The 15,113-nt window shown below is 66.1% G+C and carries 15 protein-coding genes and 1 riboswitch; of the genes, 8 read left to right on the top strand and 7 right to left on the bottom strand.

What is annotated here, in order from left to right; genetic code table 11:
- The first annotated feature begins 71 nt into the window (after nucleotides 1–71).
- The 4 genes from LI953_RS09190 to radC all read left to right on the top strand — a co-directional run bounded on the left by LI953_RS09190 (nucleotide 72) and on the right by radC (nucleotide 6,669).
- Nucleotides 72–1,568: an efflux transporter outer membrane subunit gene (locus LI953_RS09190; RefSeq protein ID WP_227075774.1), complete on the top strand. Its 1,497-nt coding sequence runs from the start codon at nucleotides 72–74 to the stop codon at nucleotides 1,566–1,568.
- A 13-nt stretch (nucleotides 1,569–1,581) separates the two neighbouring features.
- Nucleotides 1,582–2,724, top strand: coding sequence for an efflux RND transporter periplasmic adaptor subunit (locus tag LI953_RS09185; RefSeq protein ID WP_227075773.1), 1,143 nt, complete (start codon nucleotides 1,582–1,584; stop codon nucleotides 2,722–2,724).
- 5 nt (nucleotides 2,725–2,729) lie between these two features.
- A complete protein-coding gene (locus LI953_RS09180) occupies nucleotides 2,730–5,798 on the top strand; it encodes an efflux RND transporter permease subunit (RefSeq protein ID WP_227075772.1) in 3,069 nt (1,022 codons plus the stop codon).
- A gap of 115 nt (nucleotides 5,799–5,913) precedes the next feature.
- On the top strand, nucleotides 5,914–6,669 hold the full coding sequence (gene radC, locus LI953_RS09175; RefSeq protein WP_227075771.1) for a DNA repair protein RadC: 756 nt from the start codon (nucleotides 5,914–5,916) through the stop codon (nucleotides 6,667–6,669).
- On the opposite strand, the gene LI953_RS09170 is transcribed toward radC, so the two are convergent.
- Nucleotides 6,664–7,440, bottom strand: coding sequence for a methyltransferase domain-containing protein (locus LI953_RS09170; RefSeq protein WP_227075770.1), 777 nt, complete (start codon nucleotides 7,438–7,440; stop codon nucleotides 6,664–6,666). The two genes, radC and LI953_RS09170, sit on opposite strands and share 6 nt — an antisense overlap.
- On the opposite strand from LI953_RS09170, the gene LI953_RS09165 reads away from it, so the two are divergent.
- The 4 genes from LI953_RS09165 to hpnK are packed head-to-tail and all read left to right on the top strand — an operon-like array spanning nucleotide 7,441 to nucleotide 9,689.
- On the top strand, nucleotides 7,441–8,175 hold the full coding sequence (locus LI953_RS09165) for a ComF family protein (RefSeq protein ID WP_227075769.1): 735 nt from the start codon (nucleotides 7,441–7,443) through the stop codon (nucleotides 8,173–8,175).
- 26 nt (nucleotides 8,176–8,201) lie between these two features.
- Entirely contained in the window at nucleotides 8,202–8,459 is a 258-nt protein-coding gene (gene grxC, locus LI953_RS09160) for a glutaredoxin 3 (protein WP_227075768.1), read from the top strand.
- Entirely contained in the window at nucleotides 8,456–8,908 is a 453-nt protein-coding gene (locus tag LI953_RS09155) for a DUF1178 family protein (protein WP_227075767.1), read from the top strand. The genes grxC and LI953_RS09155 overlap by 4 nt, the downstream gene beginning before the upstream one ends.
- A complete protein-coding gene (gene hpnK / locus LI953_RS09150) occupies nucleotides 8,898–9,689 on the top strand; it encodes a hopanoid biosynthesis-associated protein HpnK (RefSeq protein ID WP_227075766.1) in 792 nt (263 codons plus the stop codon). The genes LI953_RS09155 and hpnK overlap by 11 nt, the downstream gene beginning before the upstream one ends.
- Here the strand turns inward: hpnK and LI953_RS09145 are convergent.
- From LI953_RS09145 to purH, 6 genes are all read right to left on the bottom strand, one after another.
- Nucleotides 9,628–10,860 (bottom strand): glycosyltransferase family 87 protein, encoded by a 1,233-nt coding sequence (locus tag LI953_RS09145; RefSeq protein WP_227075765.1) that lies wholly within the window; start codon nucleotides 10,858–10,860, stop codon nucleotides 9,628–9,630. The genes hpnK and LI953_RS09145 overlap by 62 nt on opposite strands.
- A 96-nt stretch (nucleotides 10,861–10,956) precedes the next feature.
- On the bottom strand, nucleotides 10,957–11,442 hold the full coding sequence (rpsI, locus tag LI953_RS09140; RefSeq protein ID WP_227075764.1) for a 30S ribosomal protein S9: 486 nt from the start codon (nucleotides 11,440–11,442) through the stop codon (nucleotides 10,957–10,959).
- Between the two features lie 3 nt (nucleotides 11,443–11,445).
- Complete coding sequence (gene rplM, locus LI953_RS09135; protein WP_227075763.1) at nucleotides 11,446–11,910, bottom strand: 50S ribosomal protein L13; 465 nt, start codon at nucleotides 11,908–11,910, stop codon at nucleotides 11,446–11,448.
- A gap of 55 nt (nucleotides 11,911–11,965) precedes the next feature.
- Nucleotides 11,966–12,883, bottom strand: coding sequence for an NAD-dependent epimerase/dehydratase family protein (locus LI953_RS09130; RefSeq protein WP_227075762.1), 918 nt, complete (start codon nucleotides 12,881–12,883; stop codon nucleotides 11,966–11,968).
- A gap of 4 nt (nucleotides 12,884–12,887) precedes the next feature.
- Nucleotides 12,888–13,313, bottom strand: a complete 426-nt coding sequence (locus LI953_RS09125; protein WP_227075761.1) for a hypothetical protein — start codon at nucleotides 13,311–13,313, stop codon at nucleotides 12,888–12,890.
- Nucleotides 13,314–13,337: 24 nt separating this feature from the next.
- Nucleotides 13,338–14,894 carry a bifunctional phosphoribosylaminoimidazolecarboxamide formyltransferase/IMP cyclohydrolase gene (gene purH / locus LI953_RS09120; protein WP_227075760.1) on the bottom strand — a complete coding sequence of 519 codons (1,557 nt, stop codon included), beginning with the start codon at nucleotides 14,892–14,894 and terminating at the stop codon, nucleotides 13,338–13,340.
- Nucleotides 14,895–14,922: 28 nt separating this feature from the next.
- A riboswitch (ZMP/ZTP riboswitch) is annotated at nucleotides 14,923–15,002 on the bottom strand.
- Nucleotides 15,003–15,113: the final 111 nt, after the last annotated feature.

The following is a 15,113-nucleotide window of genomic DNA, read 5'->3' as shown; positions in this document are numbered from 1 at the left end:
TTTTTGTTACGGCGAAATACGCCGCCGGAGTTGTGCTTGACGGCCCCTGGAAAGCCCGGTAGCTCGAAACCATGAAACCACAGAGTTTCCGCAGGGGGCTGATATATGCGGCGCTGTCGCTGGCGCTGCCGGGCTGCGCCGTGGGGCCGGATTATCATACCCCCAAGGCGCCTGACGCGCCGCTCACCCCATCGCCTTTGCCCGCCACCACGGCGGATGCCGGCGGTGTGGCGCAGCATTTCGCCGTTGGGGCGGATATCGCCGGGGATTGGTGGACACTCTATCATAGCCCGCAGCTGAACACGCTGATCGCGCAGGCGCTGGCCAACAACCCCAGCCTTGCCGCGGCGCAGGCGACGCTGTTGCAGGCCGAGGAAAATCTGCGCGCCGATGAAGGGGTGCTGGTGCCGTCCGTCTCCGGTTCGCTGGGCGCGCAGCGCAATCAGGGGTCCACGGCGGCGGGCGCGGCCTTTGGTAGCACACGCGCCAAGCCTTATGCGCCCTACACGCTCTATAACGCCTCGCTCTCCGTGTCTTATGCGCTCGACCTCTGGGGCGGGGCGCGGCGCACGGTGGAGGGCGCCGCGGCGCAGGCGGATTATCAGCGCAACCAGCTGGAGGCCGCGTATCTCACGCTCACCGCCAACATCGTCACCGCGGCGGTGAATCTCGCCTCGTTGAGTGCGCAGATCGACGCCACCAACCAGGTGATCGCCGCCGAGCGGCAATTATTGTCGATATTGCAGACCCAGGTGAGCCTGGGCGGGGCGGCGCAGGCGCAGGTGTTGCAGCAGCAGGCGCAGCTGGCCCAGGCCGAGGCGGCGCTGCCGCCGTTGCAATCGCAATACGCCCAGGCGCAGAACCAGCTCGCGGCTTATACCGGGACGTTGCCGGGCAATTTCCAGCCGCAGGATTTCACGCTGGCCAGCCTGACACTACCCGCCGATCTGCCGGTGAGCGTGCCCTCGGCGCTGGTGGCGCAGCGGCCCGATATCCGCGCCGCCGCCGCGCAGCTGCATGCCGCCACCGCCAATGTCGGCGTCGCCGATGCCAACATGCTGCCGCAGATCACGCTTTCGGCCCAGATTGGGCACGAATCGATCACCACCGGGGCGCTGTTCACGCCGCAGACGCTGCTATGGAACATCGTCGCCGGGCTGACCCAGCCGATCTTCCAGGGCGGGCAGCTCACGGCCCAGCGCAAGGCGGCGATCGCCGCGCTGCGCGCCGCCGGGGCGCAGTATCAGGCCACGGTGATCACCGCCTTCCAAAATGTGGCGGATGTGCTGGCGGCGCTGCAATATGACGCGATCGAGCAGCAATCGGCCGACGCCGCCGCCAGCGCCGCGGCGCAAAGCCTGAGTGTGACCGAGGCGCAGTATCAGCTGGGCGGGCAGCCTTTCACCGCCGTGCTCAGCGCCCAGACCGTTTATCAAAATGCCCTGCAAACCCAAGCCAAGGCCCGGGCCGCGCGCCTGGCCAACACCGCCGCGCTGTATCAGGCGCTCGGCGGCGGCTGGTGGCACCGCCAGGATGTGGCGCGCGAATGCTGCGGCGTGATTCCATGAGGACCAAGCCAGGATGAGCAAGCCCAACGTCAAATTCCGCATGGCCGTGATGCTGGCCGGGCTCGCCGTGCTGTTTGGCCTGGTGTTCGGCTATGGCGCGCTGCGCGGCTATTTCATCGCGCAATTTCTCAAATCCTACGCCAATCAGGTGCAGACCGTCGCCACCATCACCGCGGCGCCGAGCCCCTGGCAGCCGCAGTTACAATCGGTGGGCAGCCTCACCGCCTTCAATGGCGCGGCGCTCTCGGCCGAGATCGGCGGCATCGTCGATACCATCGATTTCGACTCCGGCGCCGATGTGAAGAAGGGGCAGTTGCTGCTCACGCTGCGCCCCAATAACGACCCTGCCGTGCTGGCCCAGCTTCAGGCCAACGCGCAGCTCGCGGCGCTCACCTATGCGCGCGACCAGAAGCAATTCGCGGCCAATGCCGTCTCGCGCGCCCAGCTCGACTCGGACCGCGCTAATCTCGACGCCGCGCGGGCGCAGGTTGCGGCGCAGCAGGCGCTGATGGCGGAGAAGCAGATCCGCGCCCCGTTCTCCGGGCGGCTGGGTATCCGGCAGGTGGATGTCGGCCAATATCTGTCACCCGGCACTGCGATCGTGACGCTGGAGCAGCTCAATCCGCTTTATGTCGATTTCTACCTGCCGCAGCAGGCGCTGGCGCAGGTGCAGGTGGGGCAGCGCGTGGATGTGAGCGTGGACGCTTATCCAGGCCAGGATTTCACCGGCACGATCAGCGCGATCGGCGCCAGTATCGACCAGGCGACGCGCAGCGTGGCGGTGCGCGCCACCATCACCAACGATAAATTGCAGCTGCGCCCGGGCATGTTCGCCAGCCTCAACATCTCGGTCGGCACGCCGGCGGAGTACATCACCCTGCCGCAGACCGCGATCGCCTATAATTCCTATGGTGACACCGTGTTCCTCGTGCGCCACGGCAAGGATGCCAACGGCAAGCCGACGCTGGTGGCGGATCAGGTGTTCGTGCAGCTCGGCGCCACGCGGGGCGATCAGGTGCAGGTGCTTTCGGGGCTGCAGCCGGGCGATGTGGTGGTCACCGCCGGGCAGATGAAACTGCGCAAGGGCGTTTTGGTGGCCATCAACAACACCATTCAGCCAGCCAATGACGCCAATCCGGCGCCGCCGAACGAGTAAGCCGGATGAAACGCTTCACCGATCTGTTCATCGCGCGGCCGGTGCTGTCCATCGCGGTCAGCATCTTGGTGCTGGTGCTCGGCCTGCGCGCGCTGCTCTCGCTGCCGGTGCAGGAATTCCCGCAGACCGAAAACGCGACCATCACCATCACCACCACTTACCCTGGCGCTTCGCCGGATGTGGTGGCCGGATTTGTCACCACGCCGCTGGAGCAGGCCGTCAGCCAGGTCAATGGCATCGACTACATGACCTCGGAGAGCCGCAGCAGCACCAGCACCATCACCATCAACCTGATTCTCAACTACGACGCCGACAAGGCGCTCACCGAGATCAGCGCGCAGGTGAATTCGGTGCTCAGCCAGTTCCCCAGCGGCGTGCAGCAGCCGGTGATCACGGTGCAGATCGGGCAGACCTTCGACGCGGTGTATGTCGGGTTTGAGAGCGATGTGCTTTCAGGCAATCAGATCACCGATTATGTGACGCGCGTCGTGCAGCCCCAATTTCAGGCCGTGCCCGGCGTGCAGACCGCCGAGGTGCTGGGCGCGCAGAATTACGCCATGCGCGTCTGGCTGAACCCGGACAAGCTAGCCGCCTATAACCTCACCGCCAGCGATGTATGGAACGCGCTCTCGGCCAACGACTTCATTGCGCCCATCGGCAACACCAAGGGGCAAATGACGGAGGTGACGCTGAGCGCGGATACTGGCCTGCACAATGTCGACCAATTCCGCAATCTCATCATCCGCCAGCAGAATGGCGCGATCATCCGGCTCAAGGATGTCGCCACCGTCGAACTCGGCTCGGATGATTACGACCTCAATGTCACGATGCGGAACAAGGCTGGTGTGTTCATGGGCATCAAGGTCGCGCCGTCGGCGAACCTGCTCAAGGTCATTGCCGGTGTGCATCGGGTGTTTCCGAAGATTCAGGCCAATCTGCCGACCGGCCTGCGGGCGACGATCGGGTTTGACTCGACGGATTTCGTTTACGCCTCGATCCATGAGGTGGTCGCCGCGCTGCTGGAGGCGCTGGTGATCGTCACCTTCGTGGTCTTCGCCTTTCTGGGCTCGCCGCGCTCGGTGCTCATCCCGGTGGTCGCCATTCCGCTGTCGCTGATCGGCGCCTTCGCCATCATGGCGCTGCTCGGCTTTTCCATCAATCTGCTCACATTGCTCGCGCTGGTGCTAGCCATTGGCCTGGTGGTGGATGACGCGATTATCGTGGTGGAGAACGTTAACCGGCATCTGGCGATGGGGCAGGGGGCGATGACCGCCGCCCGCGTTGCCGCGGCCGAATTGGGCGGGCCGATCATCGCGATGACCGCGGTGCTGATCGCCGTGTACGTGCCGATTGGCTTTCAGAGCGGCCTGACCGGCGCGCTGTTCACCGAATTCGCCTTCACTCTGGCCGGGTCCGTCACCGTTTCGGCGCTGATCGCGCTGACGCTGACGCCGATGCTCAGCTCGCGCTTTCTCAAGCCCCTCGACCGCGATGGGCATGATTGGGAGGCGCGGCTGATCACCTTCATCGACAACCGGATGGAGGAGGTGCATCACCTCTACACCCGCATGCTGCACGCCAGCCTGGAAACCGTGCCGGTCACCATCACCTTTGCTGGGGTCATCCTGGTCAGCATTTTCTTCCTGGCCAAGGGGGCGTCGAGCGAGTTGGCGCCGCAGGAGGATCAGGGCAATACCTTCGTGTTCGCGACCCCCGCGCCGGACGCGACAGCCACGCAAACCGCGATGTGGGACCATGAGGTCAGCCGCATCCTGATGCAGGACAACAAGGACGATTTGGAGCTGACATTCCATTTCGCCTTACCCGGCACCGACATTACCGGCGAGGTGCTCAAACCCTGGGGGAAGCGCAAACATAACGCCAACCAATTGCAGACCATGTTCCAAAACCAGCTGAATGCCGGGGTGGCGGGCGAGCAGGTGGTGGTTGGCCAGCCGCCGCCGCTACCGGGCAGCGAGGGGCTGCCGGTGCAATTCGTTATCAAATCCACCGATGATTTCTCGCGCATCAACCCGGTCTCGCAGGCGCTGCTGGCGGCGGCGCTGAAGAGCGGCAAGTTCATCTTCCTGCAAAGCGACCTCAAGATCGACCAGCCGCAGGCCAACATCATCATCGACCGCGACAAGGCCGCCGCGCTGGGCCTCAATATGAGCCAGGTGGGCGCGGTGCTGGCCGAGGCGCTGGGCGGCGGTTATGTCAATTATTTCAGCCTCGATGGCCGCTCCTACAAGGTGATCCCGCAGATGGAGCGGGCCGCGCGGCTCAACGTGGCGCAGCTCAATAATTATTACGTGACCTCCGCGAATGGCATCAACGTGCCGCTCTCGGCCATCGCCACCATCCAGACCAGCGTGATTCCGGAAGCCATCAACCATTTCCAGCAGCAGAATTCGGCCACGCTGCAAGGCGTGCCCGCGCCGGGCGTGACCCAGGCGACGGCGCTGAAGACTTTGCAAACCCTCGCCGCCAAGCTGCTGCCGCCTGGCGACACGGTCGATTATGGCGGGCAGTCGCGCCAATACGTGCAGACCTCCAGCGCCTTCGTGTTCACTTTCGTGTTCGCGATCATCATCATCTTCCTGGCGCTGGCGGCGCTGTTCAATTCGTTCCGCGACCCGCTGATCATCCTCGTCTCGGTGCCGATGTCGATCGCCGGGGCGCTGATCTTCATCTATCTCGGCCTCGGCGGGCTGACGCTGAACATTTACACCGAAGTCGGGCTGGTGACGCTGATGGGGCTGGTCTCCAAGCACGGCATCCTGATGACCGAGGTGGCCAACGAGGCGCGGCTCGGCGGCATGGAAAAACGTGCCGCCATCGAATACGCCGCCAATATCCGATTGCGCCCGATCCTGATGACCACCGCCGCCATGGTGCTCGGCGTGCTGCCGCTGATCTTCGCCTCCGGGGCGGGGGCGGCCTCGCGCTATGCGATGGGCATGGTGATCGCCACCGGGCTGTCGATTGGCACGATGTTCACGCTGTTCGTGGTTCCGGCGGTGTATATGCTGCTTTCCAGCGAGCATCACGCGGAGGCAGCACCGGACTCGTAACGGATTGATCTGACACGGTTTGGTAACGTCTGCCCCCCTGGGCCTGACGCCCCAGCGGTATGATTGTGCTATTAAGCTTCCCTTAAACCAGAAGTCGTGGCACGTTTGGCGTGTCATGGCGAAAAAACTTGCAACGCCCGGTTTTGCCGATGTCTCACTACTCGAGACATTGTCGCCCGAAATCCGCCCCGGCAAGCCGGCGGTGGGGGTCGAGGGGCATCGCGCCCGGCTGCGCGCGCGGTTTCTCGCCGGCGGGCCGGAGGCTGTGGCTGAGCACGAACTGATTGAGATGGTCCTGTTTCTCGCCTTGCCCCGGCGGGACACCAAGCCCATCGCCCGCGCGCTGCTCGCCCGGTTTGGCTCCTACGCCAATGCCATCTCCGCCTCGGTGGCTGACCTGCTCACGGTGGAGGGGCTGGGCGAGGCCGGGGTGTCGGCGCTGAAGATCGTGCAGGCTTCGGCCCAGCGTCTGGCCAAGGCCGAGGTGCTGTACCGCCCGGTGCTGAGCAATTGGGACCGGCTGATGGAATATCTGCAGGCGGTGCTGGCGCGCGAAAAGGTCGAGCAGTTCCGCGTCCTGTTCCTCGACAACCGCAACCGGCTGCTGGCCGATGAGCAGCAGGCCCAGGGCACGGTGAACCACACCCCGGTCTATCCGCGCGAGCTCGTGAAGCGCGCGCTGGAGCTGCACGCCACCGCCATCATTCTGGTGCATAACCACCCGAGCGGCGATCCCTCGCCCTCGGATGACGACGTGATGATGACCCGCGAGATCAAACAGGCCGCCTCGGCGCTGTCGATCGTGCTGCATGACCATATCATCGTCGGCAATGGGCGGTGGCTCAGTTTCCGCAAGGCGGGGTATTTATGATGCCCAGCCGGTCAGGATCGCCATGCGCAGCACCGCTTTAGTCCGCCCGTCCTGCACCGGCAGCGCGGCGAGCGCGGCCGGGAACAGCGCCCGTGGCGGGCAGCGCCGCGCGCGCGCCAGCAGCGCGTTGGCCTCGCCGGCGTTGCGCAGCTCGTGCAGCAGGTCGAGCGGGTTGGCGTATAGCAGCTCGATCTCCTCGGCATCCGCCACCGGATGCGCGAACCCGGCGCGTTGCAGCAGCCCGGCACAGTCGCGCAACTCGGGGAAGGGGGAGACACGCGGGCTGACGCCGCCAGTCAATGCCTCCTCGGCCTCCAGCAGCGCCTCGCGCAGCGTTTGCAGCGTGCCTAGCACCGGCATGCTGGCCAGCAGCAGCCCGTCGGGCTTTAGCGCGCGCTTCAATTGGATGAGCGCGCCGGGCAGGTCGTCCAGCCAATGCAGCGCCAGATGCGCCACCACCAGATCATACGCCTCGGCGGGCAGGTCGAAATCATCCGGTCCGGCCAGCATCAGCGGCATCCCGCCCGCCCGCGCCGCCATCTCGGGGGCGAAATCGGCGGAAGCCACCTCGATCCCGCGCGCGGCCAATGCCGGGGCGATGGCGCCGCGCCCGCCGAAATCCAGCGCCGTGGCGAAGCGTCGGCTGGTGTCGTCCAGCCGGTCGAGCAGCCGCTCGCCCAGATCCTCCAGCACCGGCAGCAGCGGGGCGATCCGCCCGGCGGCGCGTGCGCGGTGCATCCGCATGGCCTCGAAGTCGAATATGGGTTGCAAATGAAACCTCTCTTACGTTGGGTTCTGGATAGCCTGCTGCCGCCTTCCTGTCTCGCCTGCGAGACGCCCGTGGAGAAAGACGGGCAGTTCTGCCTCAACTGCTTCAAGGCGGCGAATTTCGTGACCGCCCCGATGTGCCGTGTTTGCGGCGTGCCAATGCCCTATGACATGGCGGATTTATGCGTGCATTGCGCGGCGAATCCGCCCGCCTTCACCGAGGCGCGCGCCGCCCTGCGCTACGATGAAACCGCCCGGAAACTGATCCTGCCGCTGAAATACGCCGACCATACGGAGGCGGTGAGCGGGCTGGCGACGCTGATGCGCCGCCCCGGCGAGGCGATGTTGCAGGCGGCGAATCTGCTGGTGCCGGTGCCGCTGCACCCCGCGCGGTTGCGCCAGCGCCGCTTCAACCAAGCCGCGCTGCTGGCCATCGCCCTGGGGCGGCTCACCGGCCGGCCATTAAGCGTGGACGCGCTGCAGCGCACCCGGCCGACGCAGCAACTGGAAGGGCTGGGCGCAGCCCAGCGGCGCGAGGAGGTGGCGGGCGCCTTCGCCGTCCGCGCCGGAGCGGGGCTGGCTGGCAAGCGCGTGGTGCTGATCGACGATGTGATGACCTCCGGCGCCACCGCCGATGCCTGCGCGCGCGCGCTGCTCGACGCGGGGGCGAAGCAGGTCGATGTGCTGACTGCGGCGCGCGTGGCTGACCAGCGTTTGGACGAGGCGGGCCTTGCATAGTTCGTGACCTCGGCTATTTGACGGAAATGGCCGAAATCGAAATCTACACCCAGCCCTATTGTCCCTATTGCGCCCGCGCCCTCGCGGTGTTGAGCGCGAAACACGCCAGCGTGCGCGAGATCGATGCCCCGCGCGGCACGCCCGAGCGCGAGGAAGCGATCCGCCGCTCCGGCGGGCGAACCACGGTGCCACAGATCTTCATCAATGGCGCGCATATCGGCGGCTGCGACGATCTGCTGGCGCTGGAGCGGGCCGGCAAGCTGGACCCGCTGCTGGTGTCATGATCCACTACCAGCTCCGCTGCGCCGCTGGGCACGAATTCGACGGCTGGTTCAAAGACAGCGCCGGGTTCGACAACCAGATCGAGGCCGGCCTGGTCGTCTGCCCGCATTGCGGCAGCGCCGAGGTCGGGCGGGCGCTGATGACACCGGGGATTCCACGCAAGAGCCGCCCCGAGCCGGACGTGCTGCCGCCGGAGCCGGTGGTCTCACCGGCGGCGGGCGGGCTGATCCCCGACTCGGTGCGCGTCGCGCTGCACAAGCTGCGTGAAGAAGTCGAGAAGCATTGCGATTATGTCGGCACGGATTTTGCCGAGGAGGCGCGGCGCATCCATAACGGCGAGACCGAAGCGCGCGGCATTTATGGCGAAAGCACCGACGAGGAAGCCGAAGCCCTGGCCGAGGATGGCATCGCCTTTGCGCGCATCCCCTGGGTGCCGCGCAGTGACAGTTAACGAGGTCGTTTTCTCCGCCGATGATTTCGGGCTGACGGAGCGTGTGAACGAGGCGGTGGAGCTGGCCCACCGCAATGGGCGGCTGACCCAGGCCTCACTGATGGTGGCCGCGCCTGCTGCGGCCGACGCCGTGCGCCGGGCCCGTGCGCTGCCGGGGCTGAGGGTGGGGCTGCATCTGGTGCTGGTGGACGGCGATTCGCTGCTGGGGCACGCGAAACTGCCTGACATCACCGGGCCGGATGGGCGCTTCTCCACCAACCAGGCGGCCCTGGGCGTGCGCTATTTTTTCTCGCCCGCCGCCCGCCGCCAGCTGCGCGCCGAGATCGAGGCGCAGTTCGCCGCCTTTGCCGCGACAGGGCTGGATCTGCACCATGCCGACGCGCATAAGCATTTCCTGCTGCACCCTACCATTGCCGGCATGATGATCGCGGTGGGACGCAAATACGGCCTGAAACGCCTGCGCGTGCCCGCCGAGCCGCCCGCTGTGATGGCGGCGCTGGGCGAGACCGTGAGGCTGGCCGACCGCGTGCTCTACGCCTGGACCAAGCTGCTGCGCTGGCAAGCGCGGGGGCTGGAGGTGCCGGATCAGGTCTTCGGGATCAAATGGTCAGGGCACATGACGCGCGCGCGGGTGGAGCGGTTACTAGCGGCGCTGCCGCCAGGACGCACGGAAATCTACACCCACCCCGCCACCGCGCGGGATGAAACACTGACCCGCCTCATGCCGGATTATGAGCATGTGGCGGAGTATGAGGCGCTGTTAGTTCCTGCCACCCAATGATGGCGCCCAAAACGGCGGCCACGGGCATGAAGATATGCTGGGTCAGGCCAGCGACGGTTGCGGAATGGCCGGCAAAAAGCCACAGCATCGCATAAAGCGGTTGGCGGCTCGGAGACGCGGTCAGACAAAGCGCGGCCATCCCTACGGAGAAACCAACCAGGTCATAAAGATACCCATAGGGTACAAGCAGGACGGTGAGCGCCAGGGTGACTGCCATGCGTGGAATTTCGGGTCGGCCGGGCACCCGCCAAAGCTGCCACAGCGCCAAGCTGGCGCAGAGCGAGCTGATGGCCTGAAGGGCGCTGGCCATTCGCACGCCTGCACCGAAGCTGCGGGCCATATAGAATGTTGTGCTGCCGGCTTCCGGGAAGATTCGTCCGAACGGAGAGGCCACAAGGCTCGATGAATTTTGCGGGCTATGGCTCAGGAACCAAATCCATCCATGCAGACCGAATAGTGGCAGGGTCGCTAGAGCCAAAGCGCCGAAGCCGGCGGCGGCGGTTATCAGCATTACTCGGGCGCGTGGCTGGACCAACGCGAAAATCATGGAGATGCCGATTTGTGGCTTGATGCTCAGCATGGCGGTTACCAACCCGGCCGCTTTCGGGGCTTTATCCGCCAGAAGCAAAGCGCTCGCGATCAAGCCTCCGGTGAGGGTTCCATTCTCTCCTTCGACGAGATCGATCATCGCGGCGGGGCCCGCCAAGCCCAAGATAATGGCTGGCCAAGCTAAGCCCGCACGACGGAGCAATGTGGCGGAGATGGCAAAATACAGCGCCCGCCAGACCCAAAAGCTAATGGGCAATGGCAGGGCGGCGTAAGACAGGGCGAGCAGACCCATTGTTGGCGGATAGAGCCAAGTGAGGTGGAAAAACGGAGTCTGGCTGGAGATTGGCATGTGCAGCGTGTGCGTCAGCCAAGGCGATGGCGGCCCAGCGATGCCAAGAGCGGCTGCAGCATGGTGCAGCGCTGCGTTGCCGGAGAACCAGAACATGGCGAAGAAGGCTTCGGGCAGTAGGTGGTGTTGATCCCAGATCCGCGAGGGATTGCTGGCCAACCGACCAGTGTAATTCATCCAGGATATCGCGGCGAAAAGCACGTAGAGCAGCACTGCGCCGCTCACCCAAAGGCTAAGAAATAGTTGCTTCGCCAGGCTCCCGTATTTCTTCATGCCGCCTCGTTTCCCATTGCACTTCCGATTTGTACAGTAGCCGAGGTGGCGAGGACCAATAAAAAACCCCGGCTTTCGCCGGGGTTTTCCGTAAGCTTAGCGCTTGGAGAACTGGAAGGAGCGGCGGGCCTTCGGCTTGCCGTACTTCTTACGCTCGACCATACGCGGGTCGCGGGTGAGGAACCCGGCGGCCTTCAGGATCGGGCGCAGCTCCGGTTCGTAGAGCTGCAGCGCGCGGGAGATGCCGTGGCGCACGGCGCCGGCCTGGCCGGAGAGGCCGCCACCGGTGACGGTGCAGTACACGTCGAACTGGTTGTAGCGGTCAGCCACCAGGAAGGGCTGAGTGATCAGCATGCGCAGCACCGGGCGGGCGAAGTAGACCGGAGCCTTCTTGCCGTTGATGGTGATCTCGCCCTTGCCCGGCTTCACCCACACGCGGGCGATGGCGTTCTTGCGGCGGCCGGTGGCGTAGGAGCGGCCGAGCGCGTCGCGCTTGGGCTCACGCTTGGCGGCGGCTTCCGGGGCAGCGGTACCGGCGGTCAGGTCCTTCAGACCGGCAAAAGCATTAGTGGTCTCGGACATGAATTAGGCCCTCTTGTTCTTCGGGTTCAGCGCGGCGACATCCAGCGCCTTCGGCTGCTGCGCGGCGTGCGGGTGCTCAGGCCCGGCATAGACATGCAGGTTCTTCATCTGCTGGCGCTGCAGCGGGCCGCGCGTGATCATGCGCTCAATGGCCTTCTCCACCACGGTCTGCGGGTTCTTGCCTTCCAGGCGCTCCTTGATGGAACGGCCCTTGATGCCGCCGGCATAGCCGGTGTGGTAATAGAAGACGCTGTCCTGCATCTTCTTGCCGGTCAGCTTCACCTTGTCGGCGTTGACGATGATGATGTTGTCGCCGCAATCGACATGCGGGGTGAAGGTGGGCTTGTGCTTGCCGCGCAGGCGGGTCGCCACGATGGCGGCCAGGCGGCCCAGGATCAGGCCTTCGGCGTCGATCAGGACCCAGTCCTTCTTCACGTCCGCCGGTTTGATGGAAAGCGTGGTTTTCATAAATTGCACCCAAATAACTCAGTGGGCGGGCTTATGCGGATTTGCGCCCGGAACGTCAAGGGGTTTTGTGTGTGGTAATATCATACCGTGCGGTGGCGCGCAGCGTTTCCGCCAGGGATTTCGCCGGGTTCCAGCCAAGTTCCAGCGCCGCGCGCGGCACCACGCGGAAGTTTCCGGCCAGCGACTCCCACATCGCGCCGCGCCCGAACAGCCGCGCCGCCAGTTCCAGCAGCGCCGGCGGAAAGGGGAACAGGCGGGCGGGCCGGCCCAATCCTTCCGCCAGGGCGCGGATCAGCGCGGGGGTGGAGATCGCCTGCGGATGCGCGGCCAGGGCCAGGGCGGGCGGGGTGTTGGCAAGCAGCACCAGCTCCACCAGCCGGGCCAGATCGTCGCGGGCGATGAAGCTGCGGGCGTTGTTGATGGAGCGGAAGGGCAGCGGCGCCCCGAGGCGCAACAGGCGCAGCAGCAGCTTAATATTCCCCGGGCAGCCGGGACCGATGATTGCCGCCGGGCGCAGGATGCTGAGCCGCTCCCCTAGAATCGCGCGCAGCCGCGCCTCCGCCGCGAGCTTGCTCTCGGCGTAAGGCTCGGCTGGGGCGGGGGGTGTGGCGTCGTCGGCAAGGCCCGGCAGCGCCCGTCCGAGCACGCCGATGCTGGAGATCAGCACGAAGCGCGGCACGCCGGCGGCGAGAGCCGCTTTCGCCAATGTCTCGGCGGCCAGCACATTGTTGCGGAAAAACGCCGCCGCCGTGGCGTGGCGGGCATGTGCCAGCCCGGCGGCATGCACCACGGCGTCCATGCCCGCGAGGTTGGGGGCCTGCGCGGCGAGGTCGCCGGTTAGCCAGGGGGTTACGCCGTCAGGCAGCGTGGCGGGGCGGCGCAGCCCGCCCCAAACCTCATGCCCCCGCGCCACCAGATGCCGGGCGATGCCGCTGCCGGCATAGCCCGCCGCCCCGGTGACGAGAACGCGCATGCGCTCAGTCGAGCCGCGGCTCGGTCCGGCGCGGGCGCGGCTGGTGCTGCGGCTGCGGCGTTGGCGTCAGCCGCTCGCGGAAGGCTTGCGGGGTGGGGATCGGCGCGCGGCGCGGCGCGGGTTCCTCAGGCTCCGGCGGTGGTGGCGCGGCCGGGCGCCCGCGCTTCAGCCGCCCGAAATCCGGCACGTCCTCATACGGTTCCAGGTTGCGCGCGGCCGGGGGCAGGGCGCCGGACATCCGCATGCCAAGCATACGGATATCGTCTTGCAGTGTGTCGACCTGCGCCTCCAGCGCCTCCAGCCGCGATTTCAGCCCGAACACGCTGAACGGCATCAGCAGGAAGGCCAGTGCCCAGAGCAGCGCCGGCAGGGCGAGCAGCAGCAGCGCCCAGCTTGGCAGCCAATCCGGCAAGGTAAAGGGCGGGTTCATCCTGCGTATCCTATCACGGCGCGCTTAGTGGCGGAAATGGCGCATATTGGTGAACACCATGGCGATCCCGGCCTTGTCGGCGGCGTCGATCACCTCCTGGTCGCGGATCGAGCCGCCCGGCTGGATCACGCAGCTCGCCCCGGCCGCGATCGCCGCCTCCAGCCCGTCGGCGAAGGGGAAGAACGCGTCGGAAGCCACGGCGCAGCCGGTGAAGTCGAGATTCGCCGCCTTGCCGCGCCAGGCGGCGATGCGCGCCGAGTCGACGCGGTTCATCTGCCCGGCGCCAACCCCCAGCGTCGCCTGGTTCTTGGCGTACACGATGGCGTTGGACTTCACATGCTTGCCGACGCGGAAGGCGAACAGCATGTCCTCGATCTCCGCAGCCGTCGGGGCGCGGCGGGTGACGACCTTGAGCTGCTCGGCGGTGATGCGCCCGGCATCGCGGGTTTGTAGCAGGAAGCCCCCAGCCAGCGACTTGAAGGTGATCCCCGCCTCGGTGGCCGAGGGCAGGCCGCCCGTGGTGAGCAGGCGCAGATTCTTCTTGGCGCCCAGCAGCGCCTTGGCGGCGTCGGTGGCCTCGGGCGCGATGATCACCTCGGTGAAGATGCTGGCGATCTTGGTGGCCGTCTCCTCATCCAGCGTGCGGTTCAGCGCCACGATGCCGCCAAAGGCGGAGACCGGGTCGCAGGCCAGGGCGGCATCCCAGGCTGCGGCGGTGCTGGCGGCGCTGGCCACGCCGCAGGGGTTGGCGTGCTTCACGATCACCACGGTCGGGGCGTCGAACTCGGCCACGCACTCAAAGGCGGCGTCGGTGTCGTTGTAATTATTGTAGGAGAGTTCCTTGCCCTGGTGCTGGGTGGCGGTGGCCACGCCGAACCGCGCCGGGCTGGAGGTATAGAACGCCGCGCTTTGATGCGGGTTTTCGCCGTAGCGCAGATCCTGCTTCTTGGTGCCGGAGAAGGAGAATTTGTCCGGGTATTCCACGCCGTTTTGCTTGGCGAACCAGGCCGAGATGGCGCCATCATAGGCGGCGGTGCGGGCATAGGCGGCGGCGGCGAGGCCGCGGCGGGTGGCGAGCGTGGTGCCGCCATGGGCCGCCAGCTCCTCCAGCACCTGGGCGTAATGCTGCGGCTCGGTCAGCACCGTCACGCTGTCATGGTTTTTGGCGGCGGAGCGGATCATCGCCGGGCCGCCAATATCGATATTCTCGATGCAATCCTCAAACGCCGCGCCGCGCGCCACCGTCGCCTCGAAGGGGTATAGGTTCACCGCCACCAGGTCGATCGGGGCGATGTTATGCTCGGCCATCTGCGCCACATGCGCCGGGTCGTTGCGCTTGCCCAGAATGCCGCCATGCACCTGCGGCACCAGCGTCTTCACCCGCCCCTCCAGGATCTCGGGGAAGCCGGTATGCTCGGAGACTTCCATCACCGGCACGCCCGCCTCGCGCAGCGCCTTGGCCGAGCCGCCGGTGGAGAGGATCTTCACCCCATGCGCCTCCAGCGCGCGGCCAAACTCGATGAGGCCGGTCTTGTCGGAAACGGAGATCAGGGCGGTGCGGATTTTGACGATGTCAGACACGAGGGGCGGCTCCGGTGTTGTTCAACCAAGGGAATGCCCAGGCGCGCGGCGGTAATGCTCCGCGCTCCCCGAGGGTACCCCTCTCTAACGCCAGTCACGCGGAATGCGCCGGGGTTTAGGACGGAAATGAGAGGGCGGCAAGGCGGGGCGGCGGTTACGAAACGGAGAGTTTCGCTGGCGCGCGCCTTGCCACAACCATCGGCGCCTGGCCTTGGGCGA

Origin of the sequence: Acidocella sp. KAb 2-4, assembly GCF_020567705.1 — a bacterium.
In the GTDB taxonomy this organism is placed as follows: Bacteria; Pseudomonadota; Alphaproteobacteria; order Acetobacterales; family Acetobacteraceae; genus Acidocella.
Note: the sequence above shows the minus strand (reverse complement) of the source record. Positions and strands in the feature narration are given on the sequence as shown.

Bases quoted from the DNA above. Each gene is read 5' to 3' on its own strand.
- LI953_RS09190 (WP_227075774.1), top strand. From the start codon at position 72: ATGAAACCACAGAGTTTCCGCAGGGGGCTGATATATGCGGCGCTGTCG.
- LI953_RS09185 (WP_227075773.1), top strand. From the start codon at position 1,582: ATGAGCAAGCCCAACGTCAAATTCCGCATGGCCGTGATGCTGGCCGGG.
- LI953_RS09180 (WP_227075772.1), top strand. From the start codon at position 2,730: ATGAAACGCTTCACCGATCTGTTCATCGCGCGGCCGGTGCTGTCCATC.
- radC (WP_227075771.1), top strand. From the start codon at position 5,914: ATGGCGAAAAAACTTGCAACGCCCGGTTTTGCCGATGTCTCACTACTC.
- LI953_RS09165 (WP_227075769.1), top strand. From the start codon at position 7,441: ATGAAACCTCTCTTACGTTGGGTTCTGGATAGCCTGCTGCCGCCTTCC.
- grxC (WP_227075768.1), top strand. From the start codon at position 8,202: ATGGCCGAAATCGAAATCTACACCCAGCCCTATTGTCCCTATTGCGCC.
- LI953_RS09155 (WP_227075767.1), top strand. From the start codon at position 8,456: ATGATCCACTACCAGCTCCGCTGCGCCGCTGGGCACGAATTCGACGGC.
- LI953_RS09145 (WP_227075765.1), bottom strand. From the start codon at position 10,860: ATGAAGAAATACGGGAGCCTGGCGAAGCAACTATTTCTTAGCCTTTGG.
- rpsI (WP_227075764.1), bottom strand. From the start codon at position 11,442: ATGTCCGAGACCACTAATGCTTTTGCCGGTCTGAAGGACCTGACCGCC.
- rplM (WP_227075763.1), bottom strand. From the start codon at position 11,910: ATGAAAACCACGCTTTCCATCAAACCGGCGGACGTGAAGAAGGACTGG.
- LI953_RS09130 (WP_227075762.1), bottom strand. From the start codon at position 12,883: ATGCGCGTTCTCGTCACCGGGGCGGCGGGCTATGCCGGCAGCGGCATC.
- LI953_RS09125 (WP_227075761.1), bottom strand. From the start codon at position 13,313: ATGAACCCGCCCTTTACCTTGCCGGATTGGCTGCCAAGCTGGGCGCTG.